The 25,905-nt window shown below is 56.8% G+C and carries 23 protein-coding genes and 1 pseudogene; 11 read left to right on the top strand and 13 right to left on the bottom strand.

Annotated elements, in window-relative coordinates; genetic code table 11:
* Window position 1: 1 nt before the first annotated feature.
* On the top strand, window positions 2–1,090 hold the full coding sequence (locus tag RBB49_RS20175; RefSeq protein ID WP_306144692.1) for an amino acid ABC transporter permease: 1,089 nt from the start codon (window positions 2–4) through the stop codon (window positions 1,088–1,090).
* Between the two features lie 578 nt (window positions 1,091–1,668).
* Here the strand turns inward: RBB49_RS20175 and RBB49_RS20180 are convergent.
* The 3 genes from RBB49_RS20180 to RBB49_RS20190 all read right to left on the bottom strand — a co-directional run bounded on the left by RBB49_RS20180 (window position 1,669) and on the right by RBB49_RS20190 (window position 6,986).
* A complete protein-coding gene (locus tag RBB49_RS20180) occupies window positions 1,669–4,008 on the bottom strand; it encodes a methyl-accepting chemotaxis protein (RefSeq protein ID WP_306144693.1) in 2,340 nt (779 codons plus the stop codon).
* A 268-nt stretch (window positions 4,009–4,276) separates the two neighbouring features.
* Window positions 4,277–4,642 carry a LuxR C-terminal-related transcriptional regulator gene (locus RBB49_RS20185; RefSeq protein ID WP_306144815.1) on the bottom strand — a complete coding sequence of 122 codons (366 nt, stop codon included), beginning with the start codon at window positions 4,640–4,642 and terminating at the stop codon, window positions 4,277–4,279.
* A gap of 94 nt (window positions 4,643–4,736) precedes the next feature.
* A complete protein-coding gene (locus RBB49_RS20190) occupies window positions 4,737–6,986 on the bottom strand; it encodes a methyl-accepting chemotaxis protein (RefSeq protein WP_306144694.1) in 2,250 nt (749 codons plus the stop codon).
* 368 nt (window positions 6,987–7,354) lie between these two features.
* On the opposite strand from RBB49_RS20190, the gene RBB49_RS20195 reads away from it, so the two are divergent.
* Both RBB49_RS20195 and RBB49_RS20200 read left to right on the top strand, forming a co-directional pair.
* Window positions 7,355–8,077 (top strand): LuxR family transcriptional regulator, encoded by a 723-nt coding sequence (locus RBB49_RS20195; RefSeq protein WP_306144695.1) that lies wholly within the window; start codon window positions 7,355–7,357, stop codon window positions 8,075–8,077.
* A gap of 140 nt (window positions 8,078–8,217) precedes the next feature.
* Window positions 8,218–8,865, top strand: a complete 648-nt coding sequence (locus RBB49_RS20200; RefSeq protein WP_306144696.1) for a hypothetical protein — start codon at window positions 8,218–8,220, stop codon at window positions 8,863–8,865.
* A 380-nt stretch (window positions 8,866–9,245) separates the two neighbouring features.
* On the opposite strand, the gene RBB49_RS20205 is transcribed toward RBB49_RS20200, so the two are convergent.
* Window positions 9,246–10,103, bottom strand: a complete 858-nt coding sequence (locus RBB49_RS20205; RefSeq protein ID WP_306144697.1) for a LuxR family transcriptional regulator — start codon at window positions 10,101–10,103, stop codon at window positions 9,246–9,248.
* Between RBB49_RS20205 and RBB49_RS20210 the strand changes: the two genes are divergently transcribed.
* Together RBB49_RS20210 and RBB49_RS20215 are read left to right on the top strand one after the other, a co-directional pair.
* Window positions 10,066–10,527, top strand: a complete 462-nt coding sequence (locus RBB49_RS20210; RefSeq protein ID WP_306144698.1) for a hypothetical protein — start codon at window positions 10,066–10,068, stop codon at window positions 10,525–10,527. The two genes, RBB49_RS20205 and RBB49_RS20210, sit on opposite strands and share 38 nt — an antisense overlap.
* 39 nt (window positions 10,528–10,566) lie before the next feature.
* Window positions 10,567–10,800 (top strand): hypothetical protein, encoded by a 234-nt coding sequence (locus RBB49_RS20215; protein WP_306144699.1) that lies wholly within the window; start codon window positions 10,567–10,569, stop codon window positions 10,798–10,800.
* Window positions 10,801–11,049: 249 nt separating this feature from the next.
* Here RBB49_RS20215 and RBB49_RS20220 read toward each other — a convergent pair whose 3' ends face one another.
* A complete protein-coding gene (locus tag RBB49_RS20220) occupies window positions 11,050–11,463 on the bottom strand; it encodes an Rrf2 family transcriptional regulator (protein ID WP_306144700.1) in 414 nt (137 codons plus the stop codon).
* A gap of 112 nt (window positions 11,464–11,575) precedes the next feature.
* On the opposite strand from RBB49_RS20220, the gene RBB49_RS20225 reads away from it, so the two are divergent.
* Together RBB49_RS20225 and RBB49_RS20230 are read left to right on the top strand one after the other, a co-directional pair.
* On the top strand, window positions 11,576–13,000 hold the full coding sequence (locus tag RBB49_RS20225; protein WP_306144701.1) for an MFS transporter: 1,425 nt from the start codon (window positions 11,576–11,578) through the stop codon (window positions 12,998–13,000).
* A complete protein-coding gene (locus RBB49_RS20230; RefSeq protein ID WP_306144702.1) occupies window positions 12,997–13,626 on the top strand; it encodes a bifunctional 2-polyprenyl-6-hydroxyphenol methylase/3-demethylubiquinol 3-O-methyltransferase UbiG in 630 nt (209 codons plus the stop codon). The genes RBB49_RS20225 and RBB49_RS20230 overlap by 4 nt, the downstream gene beginning before the upstream one ends.
* Before the next feature lie 265 nt (window positions 13,627–13,891).
* Here RBB49_RS20230 and RBB49_RS20235 read toward each other — a convergent pair whose 3' ends face one another.
* Complete coding sequence (locus tag RBB49_RS20235) at window positions 13,892–14,146, bottom strand: hypothetical protein (protein ID WP_306144703.1); 255 nt, start codon at window positions 14,144–14,146, stop codon at window positions 13,892–13,894.
* Window positions 14,143–14,937 carry an aldo/keto reductase gene (locus RBB49_RS20240; protein WP_306144704.1) on the bottom strand — a complete coding sequence of 265 codons (795 nt, stop codon included), beginning with the start codon at window positions 14,935–14,937 and terminating at the stop codon, window positions 14,143–14,145. The genes RBB49_RS20235 and RBB49_RS20240 overlap by 4 nt, the downstream gene beginning before the upstream one ends.
* 97 nt (window positions 14,938–15,034) lie before the next feature.
* Between RBB49_RS20240 and RBB49_RS20245 the strand changes: the two genes are divergently transcribed.
* Together RBB49_RS20245 and RBB49_RS20250 are read left to right on the top strand one after the other, a co-directional pair.
* Window positions 15,035–15,958, top strand: coding sequence for a LysR family transcriptional regulator (locus RBB49_RS20245; protein WP_306144705.1), 924 nt, complete (start codon window positions 15,035–15,037; stop codon window positions 15,956–15,958).
* Window positions 15,959–16,031: 73 nt separating this feature from the next.
* A complete protein-coding gene (locus RBB49_RS20250; protein WP_306144706.1) occupies window positions 16,032–17,348 on the top strand; it encodes an MFS transporter in 1,317 nt (438 codons plus the stop codon).
* 156 nt (window positions 17,349–17,504) lie between these two features.
* On the opposite strand, the gene RBB49_RS20255 is transcribed toward RBB49_RS20250, so the two are convergent.
* The 5 genes and pseudogenes from RBB49_RS20255 to RBB49_RS20275 all read right to left on the bottom strand — a co-directional run bounded on the left by RBB49_RS20255 (window position 17,505) and on the right by RBB49_RS20275 (window position 21,730).
* A complete protein-coding gene (locus RBB49_RS20255; protein ID WP_306144707.1) occupies window positions 17,505–18,140 on the bottom strand; it encodes a hypothetical protein in 636 nt (211 codons plus the stop codon).
* Window positions 18,141–18,149: 9 nt separating this feature from the next.
* Window positions 18,150–19,703 (bottom strand): xanthine dehydrogenase family protein molybdopterin-binding subunit, encoded by a 1,554-nt coding sequence (locus tag RBB49_RS20260; protein WP_306144816.1) that lies wholly within the window; start codon window positions 19,701–19,703, stop codon window positions 18,150–18,152.
* 609 nt (window positions 19,704–20,312) lie between these two features.
* A pseudogene (locus RBB49_RS20265) lies at window positions 20,313–20,393 on the bottom strand (twin-arginine translocation signal domain-containing protein); the annotation flags it as partial.
* Window positions 20,394–20,492: 99 nt separating this feature from the next.
* Window positions 20,493–21,230, bottom strand: a complete 738-nt coding sequence (locus RBB49_RS20270) for an isochorismatase family protein (protein ID WP_306144708.1) — start codon at window positions 21,228–21,230, stop codon at window positions 20,493–20,495.
* Between the two features lie 41 nt (window positions 21,231–21,271).
* A complete protein-coding gene (locus RBB49_RS20275; protein ID WP_306144817.1) occupies window positions 21,272–21,730 on the bottom strand; it encodes a (2Fe-2S)-binding protein in 459 nt (152 codons plus the stop codon).
* A gap of 198 nt (window positions 21,731–21,928) precedes the next feature.
* On the opposite strand from RBB49_RS20275, the gene RBB49_RS20280 reads away from it, so the two are divergent.
* Window positions 21,929–22,930, top strand: a complete 1,002-nt coding sequence (locus RBB49_RS20280; protein WP_306144818.1) for an AraC family transcriptional regulator — start codon at window positions 21,929–21,931, stop codon at window positions 22,928–22,930.
* 753 nt (window positions 22,931–23,683) lie between these two features.
* The gene (locus RBB49_RS20285) at window positions 23,684–25,294 is read left to right on the top strand and encodes a cyclic nucleotide-binding domain-containing thioredoxin-disulfide reductase (RefSeq protein ID WP_306144709.1); all 1,611 of its coding nucleotides are present in this window, start codon (window positions 23,684–23,686) and stop codon (window positions 25,292–25,294) included.
* 87 nt (window positions 25,295–25,381) lie between these two features.
* Here the strand turns inward: RBB49_RS20285 and RBB49_RS20290 are convergent, their stop codons facing one another.
* A complete protein-coding gene (locus tag RBB49_RS20290) occupies window positions 25,382–25,888 on the bottom strand; it encodes a YdeI/OmpD-associated family protein (RefSeq protein ID WP_306144710.1) in 507 nt (168 codons plus the stop codon).
* Between the last annotated feature and the right edge of the window lie 17 nt (window positions 25,889–25,905).

The following is a 25,905-nucleotide window of genomic DNA, read 5'->3' on the forward strand; positions in this document are numbered from 1 at the left end:
CATGGCTTTGGCGAGTGAACTCCCGGCTCAATCGGATAGGTGGGCAACCTTTGCAAACACGCTCAGGAAGCGGGCGTTCAGGAGCCCGAGCGACAGTTTCACGAGCGTCTTCATCTTCGGGTTGATGCTCTATATGGCCTGGACGATGATCGACTGGGCAATCCTCAGTGCCGTCTGGCGGGCTGAAGACGTCGAGAATTGTGCCAACACCGGCGGCGCGTGCTGGTCTGTCATTGCCGCGCGCCATCGTCTGATCCTGTTCGGACTCTATCCTTTTGAAGAGCATTGGCGCTCGACACTGGCTTGCCTCGCCATCGTTGCGACGGTGGTCCTGTCATGTCTGCCGCGCTTCTGGAGCACCAGCCGCCTGATAACCCTCTGGATCGTCGGGTTTGGCGCCTATGTAGTGCTCATGGATGGTCGCCTGATCGGACAGCCTGTCGTAACGACCGACCAGTGGGGCGGATTGGCGTTGACGCTGTTCATGTTTTCCGCCGTGGTTTTGCTCGGAATGCCTTTGGGGCTGCTTCTGGCCCTGGCACGGAGGTCCAAACTGCCTGTGGTCCGAGGCGCGGCGTCATTGTTGATCGACTTCATCCGATCGCTCCCGCTGCTGACAACGCTGTTTGCGGCTGCTGTGGTTATTCCGCTTCTGCTGCCCGACTGGTTGAACGGCGACAAGATCTGGCGCGTGATCGTGGGCTTTGCGCTCTTCTTCGCCTGTTATCAGGCAGAGGTGTTTCGCGGTGGATTTCAGGCAATACCCAAAGGCCAGTTCGAGGCGGGAAAGGCGTTGGGCCTGACGCCGTTCCAGACGCTGTCGCGCATCGTCATGCCGCAGGTATTCCGTCATGCATTGCCGTCAACGATCAACATGGTCGTCGTGACCTTCAAGGAAACGGCGATCGTGATCATCATCGGCTTCTTTGACGTTCTCGCCTCGGCAAACGCTGCATTCGGCACGGTTGAATGGGCACCCTATTACATCGAGGTATACGCATTTGTCGGCGCGATCTACTGGATCTTCATCTTCTCGCTGAGCCAGTACGGTGAGTACCTGAAGGCACGCATGGCTGTCGCCAAGCGGTAGCTAAACCGGCACTCCGGCATTCTATGTTGGACAAATCCAAAAGCCTTTTTTTCACAAAGGCTCTCACCCGAACATGAGTGGCTTCAGCCGCTCTGACGCTGTGTGTTCCGCTTTGTGCGCATCACGGCTGATTGTCCTATTTGCAGCGAACGACTGCTATGGCGACCTGGGATGAACTGGTGGACGACCGCTGGGGACAGGAAGCGGACTGACCGCACATTCCAACACCAGTCCGGAAGTTATGGAGACGGAAGGAGACTGGCGAGTTTTGAACGCACCTGCTGTAAAATGGGCACTCAAGTGCCGTTGGTATGACCTTCCTCTCGAGCGAATTCGGTCGCTGAAAGGATAGTTTATCGAGATATGCCGTTCTCAGGCACCAGACGTCGTACCGATCAACGCTCGCGTTTGAGCGGATTATTGCCCCGGTCTTCGCAGCTCGAACAATTAAGACAGGAATGACGAATGCCTGAAGCGCTCGGGCAATGCTCTCTAACAGCCGTTACATGCGGGTAGCATCAGCACTTTCGGACGAATTTCCAGCCCGAGCGTCTGCCACTTGAAGCTGACTTTTCCGCCTACGCAGCTGCGACGCTTTGCAAGAACTGCTCAACCTCGGCCCGTAGACTGTCTGTTTTCTGGGTTAGCTCGCCCGAGGCGCCGAGGACGAAGTTGGCGGAGCGGCTGGTCTGGGAAACCGCGTCGGAAAGCCCGGACATGTTCTCCCTGACGGAACTGGTCCCCTGTGCAGCGCGTTGGACGTTGTCGGAGATCTCCGTTGTCGCTGCGCCTTGTTGCGCGACGGCGGTGGCAATCGTTCCGGTGTACTCGTTGACCTCAGCCATGATCGCTGTGATCTCCTCGATCGCGTGAACCGCTTCTTTCGTCGCGTCCTGGATCGCCGTGATCTGGCCGCCAATTTCGTCTGTTGCCTTCGACGTCTGAGTTGCGAGATCCTTGACTTCGGCGGCGACGACCGCAAAGCCCTTTCCGGCCTCACCTGCGCGCGCCGCCTCGATAGTGGCATTGAGGGCCAGCAGATTGGTCTGTTCGGCAATCGCCTGGATGAGACTAACCACCTCGCCGATCTTGCCCGCGGCTTCAGAGAGCCCGTGGACCTTTTCGCTGGTAACCTGGGTGCCTTTTGTAGCGCGGCTCACGACTTCGGCTGTCTGGCCGACCTGGCGGGTGATCTCATCAATCGAGGTGGCGAGTTCCTCCGCAGCGCTCGCAACGGTTTGGACGTTCTGCGACGCCTCGTTTGTCGCGCCAAAGGTGCTGTCTGCAAGCTCTGAACTTTGCTCAGCAACGGCCGTCAATTCTTCCGCCGTCCTGTCAAGCGTACCAGCGGTTTCACCGACGGAGCCAAGCACATTTGTCGCCGTCTCGCGGAAGGCGGCGATCAGGCCCTCGACCCGCTCGCGGCGCTCGTCGCGTTCCAGCGTTTCGGTCTCCTTGTCAGCCTCGAGCTGCTGACGGGCGATCATGCCCGCCTTGAAGCGGTCGATGGTGCGCGCCAGCTGGCCGAGTTCGTCGACCCGTTCCTGGCCGGTCGGTTGAACGGAGAGGTCGCCCTCGGACAGCTCATCCATGATGACAGTCATGGAGCGCAACGGCTTCAGGTAGTGGAAGAAGATGACACCGATCGCGATTGCGACAAAAAAGAAGCCGGCAACAAGTGCGGCGGCGATCTGCAGGACCGCCGTCCCAGCGGTCGAGACACCGGCTGTCTGGGTTGCCTGCACGCTTGATTGGATCGCCGTCGAGATTGAGTTCAACGTTTGACTGACGTTGGTACGTTGGTTGCCGAGGGCCGCCGAGGCTTCCAAAAGGGCGGCGATGTCTGCTGGCACTAGGGCCTCGATCTGTTTCAGCGTTTCGACAACTTTGCCAAGGTCTTCCTGCAAGGTTGGCAAGATCGCCGTTTCGCCGTGCGCCTGCTCCATGCGGATGACCACCTGGTGCAGCGCGCCGGTGACGCTAGCCGCTGTCTCTTCATCGGCGCTTTGGATGAGGCCGCGCAGCGCCAGCTGGGCATCACTTGCCCCGGTCAACGCCTTGCCGACATGGGTGGCGGCAACACCGATGCCGAGAACGACCTTCTGGTGTTTGGCCATCTTCTCGCTGGTTTCCGTAACAGCGTCGAGCGATACGGCCTTCAGCATGTTCATAGCGTTCCGGAGCCGTCTCGTTGCCTCGATTGCCTTTACGGATGCCTTTGGCGCGGCAGTGTCTGCGGAAATCGTGCCGAGATCACCGAAAGCCGTGATGGCCTCAGCGTAGACGGGCTTGGCAGCGGGAGACTTTGCCTTGAAGCGCATACTTTTCAGCTGCTTGTCGATCACTTTCAGCTCCGCTTCGCCGGGGAAGACCGTCGGGGATGCGACTAAGCCTGCCTCGACCACTGAGAGGCCGTCCAGGAAGCCTGTGATGGAAGTGCCAAGCAGCGCTGCCTTGGTGACGGGACCCTCGATCGTGAGCCGCCGATCCTTCAGCTCCTGTTCCATTTGGTCGAAAGAGGTGTTCGCCTCCACAGCCATCCTGGATACATCCGTAACTTCAGCTGTCAGTTTCTCAATCGCGTCGTTTCTCGCCTTGCGCGTTGAGTCATAGGCGCGCATTTCGTCGCCAAGAGCTACCAGCTTGTCGCTTACAGCCGTCAGCTCCTGGCGCACCTTGTCGAGATCGGCAAGGGCGGCGATCTCCTCTACGAAGACCTTCTTTTCATCAATCATCCTGGTCAGGTCTGAAAGTCCCGTACCGTCCGGGGCAGCCATAAAGCTCTCCGAGCGGACAGTGATAATCCGCAGCGCCTCGGAAAGTGCTGTCGAACTGCCCGTGGTGTTGATGTGTCCCTTGAGGGTGGTCGTCGAATAGATGCCCGCACCGCCGACAAGAATGGTGGCAAGCAGGATCAAACCGAAGGAAACTCCAACGAGGACTGAAGAATTCAAACGGGAGAGGAAGAGGCGCATTGAGGGTAGTTCCAGTTTTTTGGCCACTCATGCTTACGTGCACCTCATAAATTAAGAGTTAAATCAAAATGTTCGATAGTTTTTGGTTTTCTCGCAGGAGTTGCGAAATTTACTTGTAGATGAATTGCTCTTTTGATTGAGCCAATCCGCGTGAGGAATAGCCCTTCAGTGTGATTGAGCGCAGTGCGCACAAGGCCTGCCTGGGATATTGCTAAATGTGAATGCGACCGGTCACGATGGCAGTCGCCAGTGCCTGCTCGCGCGTGCGTGCACCAGGTTTTGCCCGCGCGTTGCGCAAATGCAGGTCAACCGTGACTGCCTGGATCGACATATGTTCATCGATCCGGGCAGTTCTGAAACCCTTGGCCAGCAACGAAAGGCATTCGCGTTTCCGGCTGGTCAGGCTGGCTTGCGACAGGTTCTCAAGACGGCCGATCTTGTGATGCGCTATCGCCGCACAGATATGCAGCAACATGCCGAACTCTTTGTTGACCGCTTCAATGTCCGTCCGTGACAAGGCGCTGACAAGGTTCCAACTTTTGACGACCGGATCGTCCTCTCGCGCCAGAAAAACCATCCCTGTCACTGCGCTCCTTCGGAGGCCGGGCGAGTGGGATGCACTGTTCCGTCACCCACTGGAAAGAGACCCATGAGCGCTTATGTGGTTATGACTACGCTCTAAGATCCCGCAAGAAAGTACCCAACTCATTCCGCAGAATATCCGACTGTGATGTAAGTTCATCGACAACCTTGACGACATGTCCGGCTGCATCGCTAGATTGTTGGGCTGCCGAATTCACATCAATAATGTTCTCTGAGACATCGCGCGTTCCAGAGGCGGTCTGCTGGATGTTTTGAGCAATATGCTGTGTTGCCGTGTTCTGTTCGGCGACCGAAGCGGAAACAGCCGTAGTCATGTCGCTGATCCTCGACATGGCCGCGACCACGGTTTCGATTTCGCCAACGGTCTGTCGGGTTGAGTCCTGCATTGAGCTGATTTGCAGCCTGATTTCCTCGGTTGCCTTCGCGGTCTGCGATGCCAGCTCCTTCACCTCGGAAGCCACGACCGCAAAGCCGCGGCCGGATTCCCCGGCGCGGGCCGCTTCGATCGTTGCGTTGAGGGCGAGCAGATTGGTTTGTTCTGCGATGTCGTTGATCAGATCGACGACGTCGCCGATTTTCTGAGCGCCGGCGGCAAGTCCCTGGACCGTGGAGTTGGTGGAAATCGCCTGCTGTTCACCATTCGATGCGACCGATTTGGCGTCCTCCACCTGCCGGGAGATTTCCTGGATCGACTGGGACAACTGCTCAGCCGCCGAAGCAACGGTCTGGGCGGTTACGGTTGCCTCCTCAGATGCACTGGCAACCGTTGTTGCCTTCGAGCGGGTGCGCGCGGACGACTCGGACATGGTTTTCGCCGTCGCGGTCATTTCGTGGGTCGCGTTGGAAACGTGCTCGACTACACCCATCACACTCGATTCCAGGTCGTCGGCCATGCGAAGGGTCGCTGCGCGTTTTTCCTCTTCGATACGCCGTTCGCTTTCCGCCTGTTCCTGCCGCAACGCTTCTGTTTCGGCTGCATTGTCGCGGAACACCTCGACGGCTGACGCCATCGCGCCGACCTCGTCCTTCTTGCCAAGGGCTGGAATATGTATGTCCAGTTTGCCGCTTGCCAGCGATTGCATGGCTTGTGTCATGTTCACGATCGGATGGACGACCGTGTTGCGAACAATCAACATGAGAACGGCGGATACAACGATGAGCAGGACAACCGCCGTTGAAATGGCTATCTGCGCATTTGCGACCGTGATGGCACTTGCCTCATCCGCGCCATCGCTGATCGCGTCCGCCGCGGAGGCAACCTTTTCCAGGGCGCTTGCGACGGCATCGGCATCGGTTTCCAGTTCCTCCGTCGCAAGATCGGCATCGGCTTCCATTTTCAGCATGTCCCGGTGCGTGTCGAAAAGCTGCTCGTCCATTGCGGCGGTGGAGAACCAGGTTTCGAAGGCTGCCTGCAACCTGGCGGCATCGTCTGTATCTTCCTGGGATTCGGCAAGATTGGCGAGGATGGCCAGGAAAGGCCTTGCCTTTTGCGAAAGCTCCTGGAATTCCCCAAAGGGAATGCCGAGCTTTGCAGGATCCTCCACCGCCAGATATTCGCCGGCCGTGTCCTGCATCTCGATGACGATACGTTGCAGCTTCAACGCAGCCTCGACAACAGGATAGTCCTTTTCGAAAAGCTCTTTCAGGATGGCGTTCACTTCAGCGCCAGTCGCGGTTCCTGAGGTCGCCAGCCTGTTTCCGTCCGCCTGGGCCTTGGCCATTTCGGCTTCGTTTTCCTGAGCGAATTCATCCAGCATCTGAATCAGAAGCGCACCGCTGTCGTCAAAGGCTGTCAGTAGGCGAGCGGCGGCTGTTTCCTCGTTCAGCTCCTCGGTATGCGCGAAGATCATTTCGTTGGTATGTTTGATAAATTCTTGGTGTTCACGACGTGCTTCTTCAATATGTGCAAGCAGTGTCTCGTCATGAACCAGTGCTTCCAGTTCACTCATGTAGGTGTAGAACATCTGCGACTTTTCAGCGAACTCTGCTGCGAGTTGCTCAACGTCGGAGAGTTCCTCGTCGGCAATGATCTCTTCGGCGATCTTGTTGGTTTCCCAGATATTGGCAATCATATCGTCCGCGGTCTCAACCGAAGGCGCGGTGATATCGGTTATCTGGTTCAGTGTGCGCTCGACGGATGCGAGGTAGGACAGTCCAGTGGCACCAATGCCGACGCCGAGGACAACAATCAGGCCAAGGCCAATGAGAAGACGCCCGGAAATGCCCCGGAACACCGGCCTGTGCTGCGCTCCTGACTGGGTCGGCCTTTGCCCTTTGCTTGGATTGCGGTGGTCTTGCGAGCTTGTGCCAACGTGCATCCTGCTGTCCTTGGGTGCTGATTCCGGGTAAGGACAAGAATGGCGGAGGCTTGCAAACAAGCACTGAATGCGGGGTGCCTGACAACTATGGGTCAAATTCCGCGAGGTGGTTGTTAACCCTGTCTTTACGCGTGTTGGAACGCTCAAGGGTTGCGTGCTACTACCTACGGTATATTTTTTGGTTGCTCTAGCGACGATAAACGTCATCATCTGAAAAGGTGCTGATTCCTGGGCAGAGGAGCGAGCGCTGCACTTGTTGGAATACTATCAACTGTTTCGGGGGTACTCGTGTCTCTCCGGAGCAGATGTTGTTCTCTGATTGATTGCATCTATGGGACGTGGGGGCGGGCCACTGTTGAGTGGGCTGAATGGGTAAAACACTATTTGTCGGAGAGTGCTATCGGGAACTCTCGAACGTTCGAACAAACTACGATGTCTTCAAGTTTCTAAAAAAGCTCAGCGACGAGTTCGGCTTTGAAAGGTTTGCGGTTCTATTTCTGCCGGACCGGAATTCGACGCAAATATCGTCACACATGATTGTCAGCAATTGGCCGCCGGAGCTCATTCGCGCGTATGACGACATGAAGCTTGTGGTAAACAGCCCGATCATTGAGCAGTTGCGCTGTTCGATCGGTCCGTTGGAATGGGAGCTAGAGGCGGTCAACAAGAAGCGCTCACACGAAGAAACGCAGAATTCAGTCAACCTGTTCAGAGAATTCGACATGGTGGGTGGCGTTTACTTTCCAACCTATGATGCGACAGGCCGCCGTGGTGCGGTTTCCTTTGCCGGCAACCGGCAAAAGCTCGATCCAGACGAGTTGGCAACGCTCCATCTGCTGGCACTTTTTACCTATAACCAGATCTCGGAAGTCGCCGATCGGCTGGCGGACAAGTCTGATAACCTGTCTCCTCGCGAGCGCGAATGCGTCTACTGGTCTTCGGAAGGCAAGACAAACAGTGAAATTGGTGTCATTTTGTCTATCTCAGAAAACACCGTTTCAAGTTACATGATATCTGCGTCAAGAAAACTGGGTGCGGTCAATCGATCACAGACCATCGCAATTGCGATACGCGCCGGCATTATTTCTTAAGCGCAAAATCAACCTCGAGACTTTGCAAAAAAAACGTCCCGAACGCTTGGCTCGTCCCGCGTGTTACACGTGTGTCACATAGCTGTTACATTTGCGCGCTAATCGAAACGCGTACAAAAGAGAAAACATAGGAGGCTCCGATGACCTCTCTGAATACTCAGCTATGGGAGCTGATTAAGACGCACAAGATGCCTGATGATGCTGCAGGCACGCCATTCATTAAACAACTGATGGCCGAAAACCGCATCTCTCCCGATACCGCAACCGTTGCGATCGCCGAATATCAAAAGTTCATGTATCTTTGCGCCACACGATCAGAGCGCAACGTCCCCTCGAAAGCAGTCGATTTGGTTTGGCATTTGCACATGCAGCACAGCCGCGACTATTGGGACATTTTCTGCAAGAAACTGGGCAAACCGGTGCACCACAGCCCCGGCGCCAAAGGCCCGGATCATTTGGACGACTACAAAGCCACCATCGATGCGTACAAAGATCTGTTTGGAACTCCCCCAAAAGGAATTTGGAAGCTCAACGATAGAGTTGGAGTTTTCGTGGCTCTGATCTTCTCGGCGGTGTTCATTTGCATCGGCGTCGTTTCGATCGCTCATGGTGGCAATCTCTTGTTCTGGGTGTTTTGGCTTGGCGTCTCGCTCTTGATTTTTGGGACCACGCTCAACTACCTGACCACCAAAGGCGAGTTCACGTTGATTTTTGAATCAAATGACCCTTTCTCCGACAAGGATGCAGGCGACTGTGGCTCGGGAGATGGTGGTGGCTGCGGAGATTGAAACGTCACACGCCCTAACGGATCACAGTTGTTCTGGAACATACCGCAGCCGAGCAACGCACGCTTTGTCGGCAACTCGGTCACAGGGATCTGAATCGCATCAATCGTCATCATCTGGATCAATCAGCGTGTCCTGACCCTGGATATTCGAATTCTTTCAAATGTAGACATTGCGGTGCTGGAACTCAGCAGGTCACGATCATTTGCAACAAAAATTCCGTGCGAACATTTCCAGGCGATCCGATTCGGCAGCAGCGAGGCACTAGCCAATCGCATTTGCGCACTGAACCAGTCAGAACCTTGTCATTGCCGTTGCCGTCTCAGAAGCGCGGAAAGTGCGCCCACAACGCACGAAAGTCATGCAGGTACGCACCTTAATTGCTAAATGTGAATGCGACCGGTCACGATGGCAGTCGCCAGTGCCTGCTCGCGCGTGCGTGCACCAAGTTTTGCCCGCGCGTTGCGCAAATGCAGGTCAACCGTGACTGCCTGGATCGACATATGTTCAGCGATCCGGGCAGTTCTGAAACCCTTGGCCAGCAACAAAAGGCATTCGCGTTCCCGGCTGGTCAGGCTGGCTTGCGACAGGTTCTCAAGACGGCCGATCTTGTGATGCGCTATCGCCGCACAGATATGCAGCAACATGCCGAACTCTTTGTTGACCGATTCAATGTCCGCCCGTGACAAGGCGCTGACAAGGTTCCAACCTTTGACGACCGGATCGTCCTCTCGCGACATTCTGAGCGCGATACCGGACGTCAGCCCATGTTCCTCGGCCCGGCGAATGACGGCAATGTCTTCCTCGGTCAGATACGCGTGATCCGGCAGGAAGTGTATTCCGGTCATGAACTGGCTGGGCAGATTGGGCGCGTAAATGAACAGCGGGTCGCGCTCGTAGTCTTTTTGCTTGAAGTAGGCAGCCTTCCATTCGGTCAACTGATCGGAAAACCAGATATCGTTGACGGTCGGCACGACGTTTCGTCTGCGCTGGCCATAGACGGCCCCCTTAAAACCGAAGCTTTCGAAAAAACCGATCGTTTTTTCCCAAGCGTCCTGCGGGCTATTGGCCGACAGGACTTTGTCAGCAAACTGCTCCAGTTTCTTCATTTCGCGTCTCTTTGCTCCCGGACCCACAAAGTGTTTTAGGCGCTCAGCTAATGAAATCCATAGCTTGAGGGTTTTTTGCGCAGCGTTAGTGTCGATGCAGAGAGAAGGATTTTCTGTTATCGCACAAGTCAAGAACCGTCCAAAAGTCGAGCGTCATTTAAACACCCAAGTGTTTTCCCCGATCCAAAGAAGCCTCATGCCGCGCCTGTTTTCTGGCATTTTCGGGGCTTTTGCCTTGGCGTTTCTGCCCGCGTCCTCCACTGCACAGGCGACTGAATGCGAAATCATTTCCGACGCCGGTCTTTACTATGAGCGTCTGGAACAGGCGCATGTGCTGATGGAATACAAAGACATCGTGGTGCGTGCGACGGACGGCAAGATTCGTTGCGAAGAAGACGCCGGCAACGCGCGGCAAGTGTGTTCTGTCGATGGCCCCGGCGAAATGCTGGTCGATTCTGAACGAGGCACTTTCGTTGTGCGCCTGCCCGCAGACACCGCGAGTGAGGTTCAGATCTATCAGACGGGTGATCTTTCCTGCGGCTCGAAATCGAATTGACGTCTTGCAAGCTTCCATTTCATTCAAGGAAACTCGATCATGAAGATGGTGTGCCTCGCAGTGCTGGCCCTGTCACTGTCTGCAGCGGCCGCAAAATCGAACGGAACGGACACCAAACCAAACTGCGAAAAGCTGGTCGCGCTCTACATCGAATTGGGAAAGAGCTCAGGTCAGGCCGTCAGCAAAGCAGCTGCGCGCGCAGCAGTGATGTCCGAAACCCCAAGCGACGCAGACTGTGCGGCAATGCTGGCTCTCTTTTCCAAACAGAACTGATGGAAACACACGTGTTCGAAAGCATCTGCGATGCGGCAAAGTCGGCAAATACGATCAAGGCCGCCGTCACCGTCGAGCCGTTTAGTGGTTCCATGTGAGTCACGGTTTAAGTTCAGACAGCGGCGGCGGGAAGGACGAACAACCGCTTCGAGCTCAATCCCAGAAATGCCGCGCAGTCGATGTTTGTCGGTCTTGGCGAGTCGTGGAGACTGCTATCGCGATTTCCTGAACAGCGCGAGACCGTTTCCGTCAGTGGTTTACCCGTTCGGCCAAATCAGAAACAGATACAGCCTTGAGCTCTTGTTCAAATAGACGCCTTGCTGAGTCCATCGCTTCTCTTGTTGCGTCGGCCGCCGCGTGTTCGAGCAAGCAAGGCGAGGATGGTTCGGGTGCGCCAATTGCAAAGACGTTCGGTGAACCAAGGGCGACATAAACGTCCATCAGGCTGATCTCGGATGTCGGACGTTGCAAGCGCCAGCCGCCCCCGTGCCCTTTGATGGATTCAACCAGCCCATGTTTGCGAAGTCCGCCCATCATTCGCCTTACAAGAGAAGCGTCCATACCAAACATTTCGCCCATGCGTTCCGATGTGACCGGGTCCTCGATCTCATCGAGGTGAAGCAGGATATGCAATACCCTTGGTAGCCGTGTGTCGGTTCTCATGGGCGCATACTACAGCAGGAATATTCACGTGACAATTGTAAGCACGAGAGATTGACGGATGTTTATTGTGACTTTATATGTCACGTAAGTTTTCAATTTAGGAGCTTCAGCAATGGCTGACCAAGCTGTTGACCTTTCTTCCGACCCGGCACGGCCTTGGTCGGCCGTATCGGCCCTTTTGTTAGGCGCCTTTGTTTCTCTCCTGGATGTGACGGTTGTGAACCTCGCTATCCCTGAGATTGCCCGCGACCTCAAGACGACGGGGACGCAAGCCCAATGGGTATTGCTGGCGTATGTTCTGCCACTCGCAGCCTTGTTGTTGCCAATGGGCCGGTTTGGTGATGCACTTGGACGCCGCCGTTTGTTTTTGACAGGCATCGTTGTCTTCACGCTTGGGGCTTGTTTCGCTGGCTTTGCGCAAAGTATCTCAACCCTGATCATCGCTAGAACCATACAAGGTATCGGCGCGGCTACGATGATGCCGCAGGTCCTTGCCCTGATCCAAGTTATCCTGCCATCTGATCAGCGCCGACGCGCAATGGGGTATTTTGCCATGGTCAGCGCATTGGGAGCGATTGCTGGCCCCATAATTGGCGGTGTCGTGCTGGAGGTGAACTTCTACGATCTTGGATGGCGCATTGTCTTTCTAATGGTCTTGCCGCCGTGCGCCGTGTCTGTGCTCATTGCAGCATGGTGCCTGGACAAAGACGTATCGCTTTCACGCAGGTCGATCGACCTCTGGCATGGCTTGATGATTGCTATGGCGATTGCGTTCCTTGTGTTCGCCGCCACACAGGGACGCGTTCTCGGATGGCCGTTCTGGCTGATGGCTTTGTTCACGACAAGCCTGCTTCTGCTGCGCCATGTGTTTCGGGCTCAATTGAAGGGTCGGCCTCAAACCCTTGAACCGCTTTTGCCGCAAGACCTGCTGCATTCGCGGGAATTTGTTCGAGGAACGTCGATTATCCTCATCCTCTTTTGCGGCATCGCGGGCATTCCCTTCCTTTTGGCGCTGGCATTGCAGGCTGGACCTCAGATGTCGCCCGGCACGGTCGCTCTCACAGTTGTCGTCCATCCAGTGTTAGCAACCCTCGGCGCCTTCCTGGCCGGACGTGTTGCGCCAGGTAATCATTGGGTACTTCCCATGCTGGGCTCGATGACGACTTTCGGCGGCACTGCACTGCTCGCCTTGATCTTTTGGTGGTTGGGCAACGAAGTCAGCGCAACGCATCTGCTGGTCCCCCTCGCGATGGTCGGATTTGGCATGGGATTGAGCAATGTCGCCTTGATGTCATTCACGCTCGCGGCAGCGCCGAAAGAGTGTTCCGGTGCAGCCTCAGGTGTCCTCCAGACTGCGCAGCAGATCGGTATCGCGCTCAGTATCGCAATCGTTGGCGGGCTGTACTTCGGACACACTCACGGCGACAGCATGCAGGCAGCAACGGTCGCTCTCCTGTTTTCTGCGGGCGTGTTCGCTGTGGTCTGCATACTCTGCATTGCGGCCGTTCAATCTCATAGGAGAGGAATTCCCTCATGAAACCACTGCCAGGACAAACGCCGCGCGCATTTTGGGAAGATCGCTACCGCGATGCCAGCGCAGAGACGACCGGGCGACCTTCCGCCATTCTCGAACATTATGCGAAAGAGTTGGTCCCAGGCCGGGCGTTGGACCTGGGCTGCGCCAAGGGCGATGACGCCATCTGGCTCGCGCAGCACGGCTGGGATGTCTGCGGGGTCGATATATCTGAGGAAGCCTTGTCGATCGCGCGGAGCAACGCTCTGAGAAGAGGTGTCGCCGACCGCATAATGTTCGCGTGCCACGACCTCACGGTTTCGTTCCCCAAGGGTGAGTTCGATTTGATCTCAGCTATGTTTTTGCAAACTCCGTTCGAATTCCCACGGCGTGAGGTCATTGCGCGGGCCTATTCGCAGCTCCAACCAAAGGGGCTGTTGTTATCCGTCACGCATGGCTCTGCGGCACCGTGGTCATGGAGCAGGGAAGGCCACGTCTTTCCAACCGCAGAACAGGAACTGGGAGAGCTAGGCTATGATGAGAGTGATGTCCTGGTCGCCTTCGTTGGGTCTGTTTCTAGAATAGCGACAGGACCGGATAGTCAAACTGCGAGTGTCTTGGACAATGTGATTGTTCTCCAAAAGAAATAGCGGACATTGCTTTCGCCAACCAGGATGTCGGCTTTGTCCGAGCGGGGTGGCAGCCGTCTGCCGATATCTGGAAATCGTGGCATATCATGGCCCATTGAAAGCAGCCGAAACTTTGACCCAATCGTTGGTCCGGAAATTGACCCAATTCGACAGTTTCCCCTGAAGGCGAAAACCGTTTTAGTGTCTCAGTGTAATCTCAGGCTCCCGCGACCAACAAAACAACCGCCTAACCTGGGCGGTTGTTTTGTTGGAAGCCGTCGTTTCCTCAAACACCTGGTTTCTCTTCCCTGGTCGCGCCGGGGCCAGACGGTTCACTCAGCCAGTCCTTCAGGCGGGCGGTGGCGAAGGGCATGGCGCCGTAGACCAGCGCGGGAACCATGATCAGGGACAGAACAAGAGTTCGCAGTGGCATGGCTGCATTGCTCAGGACCGGTTCAAGCACGGCAAGCAGCACCGTGATCATCGGGTAGACGACCAGCCATGTGAGCAAGGCCATCTTGTGTCTATTGGGTTTTGTCATCTCTTTCTCTCCTGACCGGCTTGTTCTGCGATGTCCCAGGCGCGCCAGTTGTCTTCAAGGTGCGTGATGGAGGTCGTTCCGGGAATGACGATGATGTTCGGTGCGTGGGCGAGCAGCCACGCGATCGCCTGTCGCGGCTCAAGCCTTGCGCCCGTCTTCATGGGATTTGCGCCAAGCGGGCCATAGGGAATGAACGCAATGCCGCGCTCCGCCGTGAATGCAACGAGATCCTGTTCACCGGTTTCGGCCATGTTGAAGCGGTTCTGCACGCTCGCAACCGGGGAGACGGTGAGCGCGCGCTCAAGATCAGTCCTGGTCACGTTCGATAGGCCGATGTGGCCTATGCGCCCGTCCGCCTGCGCTTCAGCAAGGGCTGCGACCGAGACCTCGATCGGTGTTTCGGGATCGACCCGGTGAAGCTGGAACAGATCGATCCGGTCGCGGCGCAAATTGACCAGTGCCTTGTCGATCTGGCGCAGAAGCGTATCCCGTGACCCGTCCGTGACAATGTTGCCGGGCGCAGGCTTGTCGACGCCGCCCTTGGTCGCGATGACCGCGGACCGGCCTTCCAGGGCCTCTCCGATGATCCGGTCTGCCGTTTCCGGCCCATAAGCCCAGGCGCTGTCGAAGAAGCCAACGCCCAGATCATTGGCGCGGCGCAGCAGTTCAAGTCCCCGCTGCCAGTCGGGATAGGGACCGAAATTGCCCGGTTGTCCGGTCAGGCGCATAGCGCCATAGCCGAGGCGGTTGACGGTAAGTTCGCCGCCGATCGTGAAGGTTCGATTGATCATTGCTCATCTCCTGATGCCGTGTTGATGAGGACAAGATGATCGTTTGCTGCTTACTCGTGTAGCCAATTAATGAGAGTATCTGTTATACGTAATGCGTATGAGTAAGACTCTCGACCGCCTGTCGCTGCTGGAAACCTTCGTTCGCATCGCCGAGCGCGGATCAATCAGCAGTGCGGCGCGGGACCTTGGACTCTCGCAGGCATCGGCAAGCCGGCATCTGCAGGAGCTGGAAAGCCGGTTTGGGCAGCAGCTGATGCGGCGGACGACCCATTCACTCGCGCTGACTCAGGCGGGGCTGGACCTTTTGCGCGACGCCCGAAGCCTCCTGTCCGGCTGGGATGCGATCCAGGAAAAGCACGCGGATGCCGACAGCGCCGTCCGTGGTCCGCTGAAGGTGGTTGCTCCTGTGGCGCTCGGTCAGCTTTATCTCGCCGACATTGCCGCAAACTTTCAGATGGCGCATCCGGAGGTCTCGCTGACCTGGAACCTCAATGACCTGCCGATCCGTTTTGCGGAAGAGGGATGCGACTGCTGGATCCGGATCGGGGGCGTGCCGGACGAGACCTTGGTCGTGCGGGAAGTCGGGCGGGTCGAGAGGCTGGTCGTGGCAAGTCCCGGTCTCGTTGACGAGTACGGCCCAGTGACGCAGAGCTCGGTTTCCAACCTGCCGTTCGTCGCCTTATCGCCATTCGAGGGTGGCCGCATAAGCCTTCAGGACACACAAGGTCAGGGCCTTGCCTTCGAACCGCGCATCAGTGTCGCGACCAACAATATCTTCGCCGTTCACAGAGCCGTTCTGAAAGGGGCAGGGGCCGCCATTCTGCCGCGCTGGTTCGTGCAGAGGGATCTCGACGCCGGCCGGCTGACCGACATTCTGCCCGCCTGGCGTGCGGAAGAACTCCGGATCAATGCGGCCTATCTTCCGGCCGGACGACAGCCAAAACGGCTCTCATCCTTTCTGCAATGTGTGACGGAACAGGTCGCCCTGGTGCCGGGCATCGGTGCACCCGAACCACGTTGATTTTCTGGTGCAGTGTGCGACCATTCGCTGACGTGCAACCGGCTGACGGTGCGGAAAAGGCAGGCGACCCGACATGGCAGACACCGTTTCCGAATTGACGCCGTCACCCATGCCGTCGATCCTGCCCATTCTCTCGGTCAACTTCGTCGGAACGCTGGGATTTTCAATCGTCGTTCCGTTCATGGTTTTCCTCGTGACCGATTGGGGCGGCAATGCGCTGGTTTACGGCGTGCTTGCCTCGACCTATTCGGCATTTCAGCTCATCGGCGCGCCAATCCTCGGCAGATGGTCGGACCAGATCGGCAGGCGCAAGGTGCTGCTGGTGAGCCAGTTGGGAACCTTGGCGTCCTGGGTCGTTTTCCTCATCGCCTTTTACCTGCCCACCGATGCAATCATCCAGATTGATTCTGGCCTCCTGGGGCAGTTCTCGCTGACCTTGCCGCTGATCGTCCTGTTTTTTGCGCGCGCGGCAGACGGTCTCACGGGAGGGAATGTGTCGGTCGCAAACGCCTACCTTGCCGACATCACCGATGATGCCCACCGCACGGAAAACTTCGGCCGGATGGCCATGTCGACAAACGCGGGGTTCATCCTTGGACCGGCGCTTGCCGGGCTTCTCGGCGCAAGCGTCCTGGGGGAAATGCTGCCTGTGATCGCTGCACTGCTGATTTCCGTTGTCGCGAGCGTCCTGACGTTTTTCGGACTTTCGGATACACATGCGGCGATGCTGCGGACCAAGCCGGGCCTCTCCAACGCCTGCAAGGTGTTCGGACAGGATACCAAGGAGGTTTACAGCCTGAAGGGATGCCGTGAAACGCCGAAGACGGATCTCATGCGCCTGCCGCGGATCCCGCAACTGATGCTCGTCAATTTTCTGGTCATGCTGGGGTTCAGTTTTTTCTACATCGCCTTTCCGGTCCACGCGGCCACGCGTCTAGACTGGACCGTGACGGATACCGGCATCTTCTTCGCCGTCCTGAGCCTGTTCATGATGCTCGTCCAGGGACCGCTGCTTGCCCGTGCTGCCAAGGTGGTCTCGCAACGCCTGCTGGTCACCGGCGGCGGACTGGTGCTCGGCCTCGGCTTCGTCGCTCTCTACTGGAACACGACGCCCAGCATCTATCTTGCAGCGCTCCTGATCGCTGTGGGCAACGGGCTCATGTGGCCGACCTTCACCGCCGTGCTGTCAGAATTCGCCGGCAAGGAACACCAGGGCGCCATTCAGGGAATGGCGAGCAGTCTCAGCGCCGCAGCAAGCATCATCGGCCTGATTGGCGGCGGTCTTCTTTATGACTGGATGACCGCCTGGGTTTTCCTGCTGTCAGCGGCAACGATCACGTTAGCTGCTCTCGTAGCCTTCCGGTTCTCGGAAAAGGACGTGTCTGTTTAACGCGCGATAGCGATATTCCTGGCCCCTCACGAATTGCTTCGCAGAACCACTGTCTTCCGCCTGTGCCCGGTCGGCAAACAGAGTGTGGATCAGCGAAACGACGTCTGTTGGGATTCCGGAAATTCGTTGCCGGCAGGGGAATGCAGACAACCGAAATCAGGGGCAAGGCATGCCAGCGGCGGTCCAAAGGGCCATATCTTGCAAGTGAGCGCGCAATCCGCCGGGAGCGGGTTCCCGGTTCCCGCCGGGATTAAATGCCCATGTGATAAAGCCTGTTTCCTTCATGTCGTCCAGGATGTGTTCGACAAGTCCGTCTGCGTCTCTTCCGCCATTGCGATCAGGATCGCGCAGCTGCTTGCAGATCTCTGTGGAGCTTTTCCCAGTCCATTGCATTTCCTTGGGTGCCAGTTGCCAGTGCATTCCGGTATGGGGGGCGGCATTGGACACCTGATTTGGCCGCTTTGAAGTTTGATGGCAGGTTCTGCAGGAGAGTCCTTCCGCTCCGATGCGGCTCTCCCCCGCATTTACAGCCATTCCATGCGCGCGCGGCGGATCGCCGGGGTTTCTGGTCCATAATGGAACATTGTCTGCCCCGACATGACAGTTTGTACAGCGCGGGTGGCTGGCGACCGCATGGATCTTGGCCCAGGCGGTTAGGCCCATTTCTTGCGTGACACGTTCCGTTGGAAAGGCAGTGTCTGACCCGGTGTTGCCTTTCTCTTCCGCGGACGTTGAAGCAACGGCACAAGCAAGAACAGCAATACAGACGCTTGAAACTTTTTTTGGTTTCATCGTTCTCTCTTAAGCAAAATCAACATGTTTGTTGAATGGCATTTCCCTCATCCGAATGCCTGTCGCGGCGAAAATCGCATTCGCAAGGGCAGGTGCGGCAGGCGCGGTTGCGGGCTCGCCCAGGCCACAAATCTTTTCGGATTTCTCCAAGAGCGACGTGTGAAATCGAGGAGTTTGGTGAAGACGCATTCCTTCGAAAGCATGAAAGTTGGTTTGAACCGGTGCGTAGTTTTCATAGGTCAGTTCGCAGTTCATGGCATGTCCCAGTCCCCAAACAGCCGCGCCGGTGAGTTGCGCTTCTGCGTTGACGGGGTCAAAAACGAGACCACAATCCGCAGCAATCCACACCTCGTCGATCCGAATTCCGTTTTCAGTTAGTGTCACATCAATAACTTCGGCGACAGGGACGTGGTGAGAATGGCAGAAGGCAACACCTCGTCCCCGCCCCGGACCGATATCCGTCCCTGACCAGTTCGACATCTCGGCAATGGCCTCAAGAACACCGCGAGAAATCGGATCTTTGGTCAAACGCAGCCGCTCTTCCAACTGGTCCGCCCCTGCAACGTTGATGAGTTCCGAAAGGAAACTTTCGTGAAAGAAGGCGTTGGAACACGCTCCTGGAGAGCGCCAAGATCCAATCGGCACGAGTTTTGGCGCCTTGTATCCAGACACCCGATAATTGGGGATCTCGTACGGTTGATCATAAGCCCCCCAAACCAAGAACGTATCCGGACCGGGCGGAACGACAAACACGCGCGAAAACCAGCTGTCTCCGAGAGACGGGCTGATCGTGTCCAAGTCGAAGGCCACAACCTTGCCGTCCGCAACCGATCCGCGTGCCCTGCAAAGGTGGAGCGGTCGCGGAAAGTCATGGGTGAAATCTTCTTCTCGGCTCCAAATCGTCTTGATCGGCCGACCCGGAAACCGCTTTGCGATTTCGATTGCTTGAATGACGTAGTCATGATCAAGCCGACGCCCGAAACTGCCACCAGCGGGCAGTGCGTGCACGGTAACTGCGTCACCGGCAACACCGGTAATCTCTACTGCTGCGTCTTTGATGGACACGGGAACTTGCGTCGCGGTCCAGATCGCAACGTCTTGGTTGGTTACAAGAACAGTCGCGTTCAGCGGTTCAAGCGGCGCATGTGCCAAGTAGGGAACCCGATACTCCGCGGCAAAGATGTCCGCCTCAGACATGACCTGGTCAACGTCGCCGTCGTCTCGCAAACGGGAGTCACGATTTTCACTCACGTGCGCCGCCTCGAGAACCTTCCACATTTCCGCGCTCGTTGCGGGATAGTCAGGAGCAGGCCAATCGACTTCCAGCGCTTCGGCTGCCTGAAATGCGCGCCAGGTATTATCCGCGATCACTGCCAGGCCGTCGTTCACCTCGACAATTCCCTTGACGCCTCGCATTGTCTTGGCCACCGACGCGTCATACGGTCCCAATCCGCCGCCACGGCCCGGATTTGCCCGAACCGTGGCGAACAGCATGTCCGGAAGAGTGACATCAATCCCGTAGGTTTGCGTCCCGGTTGATTTTGGCACGATATCCGTGCGCAAGAACGGTTTCCCGAGACGCCGCCACTCAGCTGGCGGACGAAGCTTGACGTCGGTGACCGGATCCATTCGAGCTGCTTGCGTGGCCAGGTTGGTGTAGGGAATACTTGTACCGTCCGGAAGAACGACTGATCCGTCTTCCGTTTTCAGTTGTTTGACCGGAACCCCTGTTTGGCTCGAAGCGGCAAGTTTCAGAGTTTCTCTCGCGACGGCCCCAGCATATCTCAACTTTTCCTGGAGATCTGCAACCGATGACGACCCTCCGGTGAACTGCGCACCGGAAAGTCGTGCGACGGTTGCCATCATTTCCCGCACTGTTTTCGGTACAATTCCGTCATCGAGCGGGTGAAATGGAAGCCCGTTGGCGGCAATCAATGTGTTGACATAGGCCGCGTGCGGTTGGCCAGGATCGAGTTTCACCTTCTGCGGGTCCACATCCAGTTCCTCTGCGATCAGATGCGCCTGCATCGACATAATGCCCTGTCCGGAGTCTGCTCTGGGAACAATGAGGGTTATTCCGCCGGAAGCCACTTTCACGAAGGGCGTTATGGCAGCCTCGTCTTCGGCCAAACCTTCAAGCAGCGGATTGGCTGCCGGTCGGGCGATCGCATAAATTCCAAACGCAACTCCGCCGGCAACCGCGGCGGACCCGACGAGAAATGACCGCCGTGTAGTGGTACTCTTTTTGCTCATGGCATTGTCCTCAGTGCAGTCGTGGTCGCTTTCAGTTGGCTGGTTCAACCAGTTTGTTGCCGCGCCTGGTTTGCAATGCGCTGATACGCGAGAACCAGTTCATTTCTGACAGGCCAGACGATTGAACGCGTCCAGCTCGTCGATGAACTGCGAAGTGGTGGTCCGGCATTCGCGAACCGGACAATCGGTCAGATTCGCCGGGTCTCCGGCCATGAGCCGCTGAACATCAAATGTTGCATCGGAGACCAGCGTGAGAGCGAGACCGAGTTCTTGAAAGTCTCTTGCGATTTTCTGCGCATGCTCGGTGGCGCAAAATCCTGCCAGCACGACATGTATCCGGTTGTTGTTCCATAGTGTTGACAGCAAACCGGTCTCGGAAAGACACCCGTATTCCCACCGGTCTTCGAGGAGAATGTCTCCCCTGCGTGGAGAAATCGACGCGTGATAGTTTACAAGCAGCCTTTCGATCAAAACGGAATTTGTCGGATTTAACGGATCCGAATTTGGAATCTCCGGGGAGCCGAACAAGGGCGCAGCTTGAGGAAGATCCTGAGGAACGGTGTAACAAATCAGGACATCTGAAGATCGGGCGCTCTGGACAAGCAATGAGAGCGTCTCCAGCGCAGCAAGATAGCGTCGCCACACATCGGGGTTTGCCGGTGTCGCCGCATTGAAAGTGTCGCGCTCGTTTAGCGGATCCATAAGGAGGAGAGCTGTGGCTCCTGGAGAAAAGTTCGGCATGTTTCTGGCCTCACTGGATTTCCGAGCTTGCCGAGGCTGTTTCAAAATGCTGATGCGTTTCGCGCAGAACCATGACGATCGGCGATCACCCGGCAAGACGGTGCTGAACGTTTGGAATGCGCTGGTTTCGTTCCGGTCTAGCTTTCACGAAGCGAGCGCGCAGCATCATGGATTGCGGCACGGATGCGCGGATAAGTGCCGCAGCGGCACAAGTTGGAAGACATGGCTGCATCAATTGCCGAGTCGGTCGGTGAAGTGTCTTTTTCCAACAAAGCCGCAGCTTGCAAGATCTGGCCAGACTGACAATAGCCGCATTGTGCGACCTGATGTTTTATCCAGGCAGTCTGCAAAGGGTGGTCGGCCCCGTCCAGACCCAAAGCTGCGATCGTGGTCACTGGACCCCAGACATCGCCGGCAGCAACTTGGCAGGACCTCACCGCGTCACCATCAATGAGCACCGTGCAAGCTCCGCATTGTGCAATGCCGCATCCGTATTTCGGACCAAGGATACCCAGTTCATCCCTCAAAACCCATAGCAAGGGCATTTCTGCTTCAAGAGAAACTTCAAATGAAGCGCCATCTACTATGAGACTGATTGTTTCTTCTTCGTTGACTGACATATCGGGTAGTCCTTGCTGGTGCCCTGACGCGACAGAGGCTAGACTCGCCGAAAAGACGTCGCCATATGCAAATCGGGTCAATGCACTGCAATGCGGGTCAACCTGTTGGTGGGCGTTGTCATCAGGTCTATTTGATCGAAAAGCGCCAGACCAAGCAAAAGAAAATACTGTGTGATGGAAGAGAAGTACTCATTGGCTATCGGCACCGATGTTGTTTGCCGGGTCCTTCAAGTCGAGCCGGCCGCCATGTTGAAACGGGCGGGAATAGTGGACCATCAGAGACCGGGCCACGAGATGCGTGTGACGGCTGCGCAGTTCTTTCGGGCATGGGACGCTGCTGTCGCGCTGTATGGTCAACCAGATTATCTGCGCCGGCTCTGCAACAGGATGGCGAATGGACCCATCATACCGGTGTTCTTTGCGTTGACATGTGCCCCTGATCTCGCAATCGGCAGCCGCCGCCTTGCACAATTCAAAACACTGCTCGGACCGACATCAATGCAGGCGGTCTGGGCCAGCAACATGCTTCGGATTTCCTACCGATCAGCTGATCAGAGGATTGAAATTCCTTCTGACCTTGCGGCTTTGCATCTGATGTTTTCAGTTCAGATGGTTCGCAATGCGACAGGGGAACCAGTCATACCGTTGAGCGCCAGTCTGAGTGCAACCGAAGCTCAGAGGCGAACTGTCGGGGAGCATTTGGGCATCGTTCCTGACTATTCGACTGAAACAAGCCTGTGTTACGCGTCAGAAGATGCCCGCCGGCCCTTCATTTCCGAAAATCCGGCGCTTTGGCAGAAGTTCGAGCGTGACTTTGAGCTCCAGATGCGCGCGCAAAAGGCCGATTTGTCGTTTACAGATCGCGTCAAGGCAGCCCTCGTCGAATTGATTGCAATGGGTCGAGCCAACGCGGAAGATGTTGGCATTGCGCTGAACATGAGCCGAAGCACCTTGCAGCGCCGGTTGCGCGCAGAGGGCAGTACTTTTCAGGACATCCTGGACAAGATGCGCGAAGAACTTGCGATCAGGTATCTCACGGACAGTGAGTTGTCGTCGCAGGAAATTGGCGTCCTGCTGGGATATCGGGATGCGAACAGTTTTGCGCGAAGTTTCAGGCGCTGGAAAGGGACCTCTCCCGGAGAATATCGAACAGACATGTCGCTTGGAAAACGCTAGCGCGCAACGTGATCTTGGTACTGCTCCGGATGAAGACATGTTGCCTGTCGCAGCTGAAGACCAGGAGGCAACCCGCAGGGCCTTAGGTGGAATCGCAAGATGTGATGACTTCGCTCTTCATTTTTCGAGCAGATAAACAGTGTCGCCGGTTTAGACGCTGTGATCATCGTTCATGTCAGCAGCAACGCTTGCCGCGACTGAAAACGTGGTGATTGAGCTTTGTTTCATCGGGTTTCTCCATTCGGACAGGCCATGCCTTCCGTGAATGTCGGCTTCGGCCTTCAAGTCGGAAGCACTCTTTTTGATGGACCCATAGATCATGCAGGCGCCGCGAAACCCGAGGAGGGGCTCGAAAGTTGCCGCAGGTGTCGCGGCGCCGAGGCGGCGAGCTCGGCCAAGGCAGCGAAGTCTGCTTCTCAAGTCGCGCTCGCCACGGGTGTTGTCCCGTCCTCCTTTCTGTCTGGTCTTGGGCCCGCGGCACCTAGTTTTGGGCAGGATCGTTTGCTGGTCTTTCAGCCAGTTTTGCGATTCCAGAAGTTGGTTTTTCCGCCGCCCAGCCTGAGCGGTTTGGCGCGTCCGCGCTCTCGAATACGCCGAATTGCGAAGCTGTTCCGGCGCTGCGCAAATCTGAAAGACAGCCGCCTGAGTCGCCGCTAGGATCCTTCCTCGGCCATGCATTTCCGTGGTTTGTGGTGCGAGGGCATCTGCGGATGCGTGGATTGCAATTTGACCGTCGTCCTGGGAGACAATTGGATGGAGAGCTTTGCAGCGAACCTTCGTGAAATGACCCGAACACCCCTTCATGAAAGCCACGTGCAAGAGCTTTTGGCGCTGGGACGGGAAGTGCGTTTTCAAGCTGGCGAGACCATCGCGGATGTCGGGGATCCGATGGACCACTTCTATTACATCCTGAAAGGGCGGGTCGAGTTGATGGATCCCTATACCCGCGAGGCCTATTTCCCGACGAGTCTCGGGCCCACGCAGTTCATCGGTGACATCGCGTTCCTGAACAATGGTGCGCACAACTTGCCCCTGCGCGCAAAGGAGGAGACCGTGGTTCTTGCGGTTCCGCGTGGTGAGATGCTGCAGGCAATGGCGCGCATTCCCGAGATGTCGGATATCGTGATCTCGGTGTTTGCGGCCCGCAGGAGACGGCAGATCGAGGAGAACGACTCCTCACTGGTGCTGATCGGGGCCGATTACGATCGCAATGTTCGCCGCGTTGCCGAGTTTGCGACGCGCAACAAGATACCGTACCGGATGATCGATCTCGGATCGAGCGACGCTCAGGAAATCGCGATGAGTTGCCGTCTGAGCCAACGTCAGCCCGCGGTGGTGTTTGGACACAATCGTGTCCTGGATCCGCCGACGCCTGCTCAGCTCGCGGCAGTGCTCGGTCTGGAACAGAGCTTCAAGTGTGACGAAACCGTCGATGTCCTGATTGTCGGGGGAGGACCGGCCGGTGTGTCTGCGGCGGTCTATGCAGGCGCCGAGGGCCTGTCCGCGCTCCTGGTCGAGGACATTGCCGTCGGAGGACAGGCGGGAACATCCAGCAGGATCGAAAACTACATGGGGTTTCCGACCGGAATATCCGGTTCGGATCTTGTCTGGCGCGGGGAAGTGCAAGCCTTGAAATTCGGGACACGCTTCATGCGTCCGCGACGCGCTGAATCCCTGCGAAGGCAGGCCGACGGCACGTTTTGCGCCACACTGGATACCGGTCAGGAGCTTTGTGCACGCGCGGTTGTCGTGGCAACGGGCGTCCAGTACCGCAGGCTGCCTCTGCAGCGCCTCAAGGATTTCGAGGGACTGGGTGTCTACTACGCGGCGACCGATATGGAGGCGCGCTACTGCATCGGGAACGACGTGATCGTGGTTGGCGGTGGCAATTCGGCCGGACAGGCTGCGATGTATCTTTCCCGGAAGGCAAGGCATGTGCATGTTCTGGTGCGCGGGCCGAGTCTGGCGATGTCAATGTCGGACTATCTGCTGTCGAGGCTTCAAACAGATCCGGCCATCACCATCCATTACAACGCACAGATCAAGTCGCTCGAAGGTGATTGCAAGCTGGAAGCTGTGGTTGTTGAGCGTGAGGGAGAAGACTGGCGCGTCGCGTGTCCGGCCGCGTTCCTCATGGTCGGCGCCGAACCAAATACCAAGTGGCTTGCTGCAACGTGCAACCTCGATCAGAAGGGATTTGTCCAAACAGGTCTCTTGGCGGAGCAAGGGTCGCCATTTGCAACATCTTGTCCAGGCCTCTTTGCTGTCGGTGATGTTCGTGCCGGCTCCGTAAAACGCGTTGCCTCCGCTGTCGGGGAAGGGTCGGTCGTCATTTCACATGTCTGGGACTATCTGAACGCCTGATGGAGAGCCCGGCACAGGTCCGCTCTCCCAAATCTTGGGGGTTTCAGTGCCTGAACAAAAGAGTGCGCGGTGGTAGAAGGATCGCGGCTATTTGCGTTTCAGGTCCCTGATTGAACATCCCGCAATTATTGCTGCGGTTGCTTCGCTTATGCGCTTCTGTTCCGTTTTCGGTGTCTTAGCGGATGAAACGTGAACCGAGAACATTCGTTTCTTGCCGGCAGTCAGTTCACCCCAAAGCTCCTTCAGTTCGGGATCAGAGTCGACCGCCAGCTTGAGCGCGTCCGGGACGTCGACATGGTTCTGGTCATCGACCCTGAAACGCATTTCAACGACATCTCCGACATCAACACCCGAATTGGCCGTGACCTTCGGAGACACAATGAAATACCTGCGTCCGTCTCCGACCGGGATCCAGGCCCCTCGCACCGGGACGTCTGCAATCTCGCCCTCCACACGCAGGCGCGGATATTCGCCAAAGGGAAGACCGGCTTCCAGCTCGGGTGGCAGAAACAGGACCTTGTACATGACGACGCGCGACTTTCCGACACCGTGGCGCGAGATCTCCGCTTCGAACACATGCGTGAAGTAACTCATGCCTGTAGCCCGGACCT

This window comes from Roseibium sp. MMSF_3412, assembly GCF_030733265.1.
Lineage (GTDB): Bacteria > Pseudomonadota > Alphaproteobacteria > Rhizobiales > Stappiaceae > Roseibium.

Bases quoted from the DNA above. Each gene is read 5' to 3' on its own strand.
- RBB49_RS20175 (WP_306144692.1), top strand. From the start codon at position 2: ATGGCTTTGGCGAGTGAACTCCCGGCTCAATCGGATAGGTGGGCAACC.
- RBB49_RS20185 (WP_306144815.1), bottom strand. From the start codon at position 4,642: ATGGTTTTTCTGGCGCGAGAGGACGATCCGGTCGTCAAAAGTTGGAAC.
- RBB49_RS20190 (WP_306144694.1), bottom strand. From the start codon at position 6,986: ATGCACGTTGGCACAAGCTCGCAAGACCACCGCAATCCAAGCAAAGGG.
- RBB49_RS20195 (WP_306144695.1), top strand. From the start codon at position 7,355: ATGGGTAAAACACTATTTGTCGGAGAGTGCTATCGGGAACTCTCGAAC.
- RBB49_RS20200 (WP_306144696.1), top strand. From the start codon at position 8,218: ATGACCTCTCTGAATACTCAGCTATGGGAGCTGATTAAGACGCACAAG.
- RBB49_RS20210 (WP_306144698.1), top strand. From the start codon at position 10,066: ATGCAGAGAGAAGGATTTTCTGTTATCGCACAAGTCAAGAACCGTCCA.
- RBB49_RS20215 (WP_306144699.1), top strand. From the start codon at position 10,567: ATGAAGATGGTGTGCCTCGCAGTGCTGGCCCTGTCACTGTCTGCAGCG.
- RBB49_RS20220 (WP_306144700.1), bottom strand. From the start codon at position 11,463: ATGAGAACCGACACACGGCTACCAAGGGTATTGCATATCCTGCTTCAC.
- RBB49_RS20225 (WP_306144701.1), top strand. From the start codon at position 11,576: ATGGCTGACCAAGCTGTTGACCTTTCTTCCGACCCGGCACGGCCTTGG.
- RBB49_RS20230 (WP_306144702.1), top strand. From the start codon at position 12,997: ATGAAACCACTGCCAGGACAAACGCCGCGCGCATTTTGGGAAGATCGC.
- RBB49_RS20235 (WP_306144703.1), bottom strand. From the start codon at position 14,146: ATGACAAAACCCAATAGACACAAGATGGCCTTGCTCACATGGCTGGTC.
- RBB49_RS20240 (WP_306144704.1), bottom strand. From the start codon at position 14,937: ATGATCAATCGAACCTTCACGATCGGCGGCGAACTTACCGTCAACCGC.
- RBB49_RS20245 (WP_306144705.1), top strand. From the start codon at position 15,035: ATGAGTAAGACTCTCGACCGCCTGTCGCTGCTGGAAACCTTCGTTCGC.
- RBB49_RS20250 (WP_306144706.1), top strand. From the start codon at position 16,032: ATGGCAGACACCGTTTCCGAATTGACGCCGTCACCCATGCCGTCGATC.
- RBB49_RS20255 (WP_306144707.1), bottom strand. From the start codon at position 18,140: ATGAAACCAAAAAAAGTTTCAAGCGTCTGTATTGCTGTTCTTGCTTGT.
- RBB49_RS20280 (WP_306144818.1), top strand. From the start codon at position 21,929: ATGGAAGAGAAGTACTCATTGGCTATCGGCACCGATGTTGTTTGCCGG.
- RBB49_RS20285 (WP_306144709.1), top strand. From the start codon at position 23,684: ATGGAGAGCTTTGCAGCGAACCTTCGTGAAATGACCCGAACACCCCTT.
- RBB49_RS20290 (WP_306144710.1), bottom strand. From the start codon at position 25,888: ATGAGTTACTTCACGCATGTGTTCGAAGCGGAGATCTCGCGCCACGGT.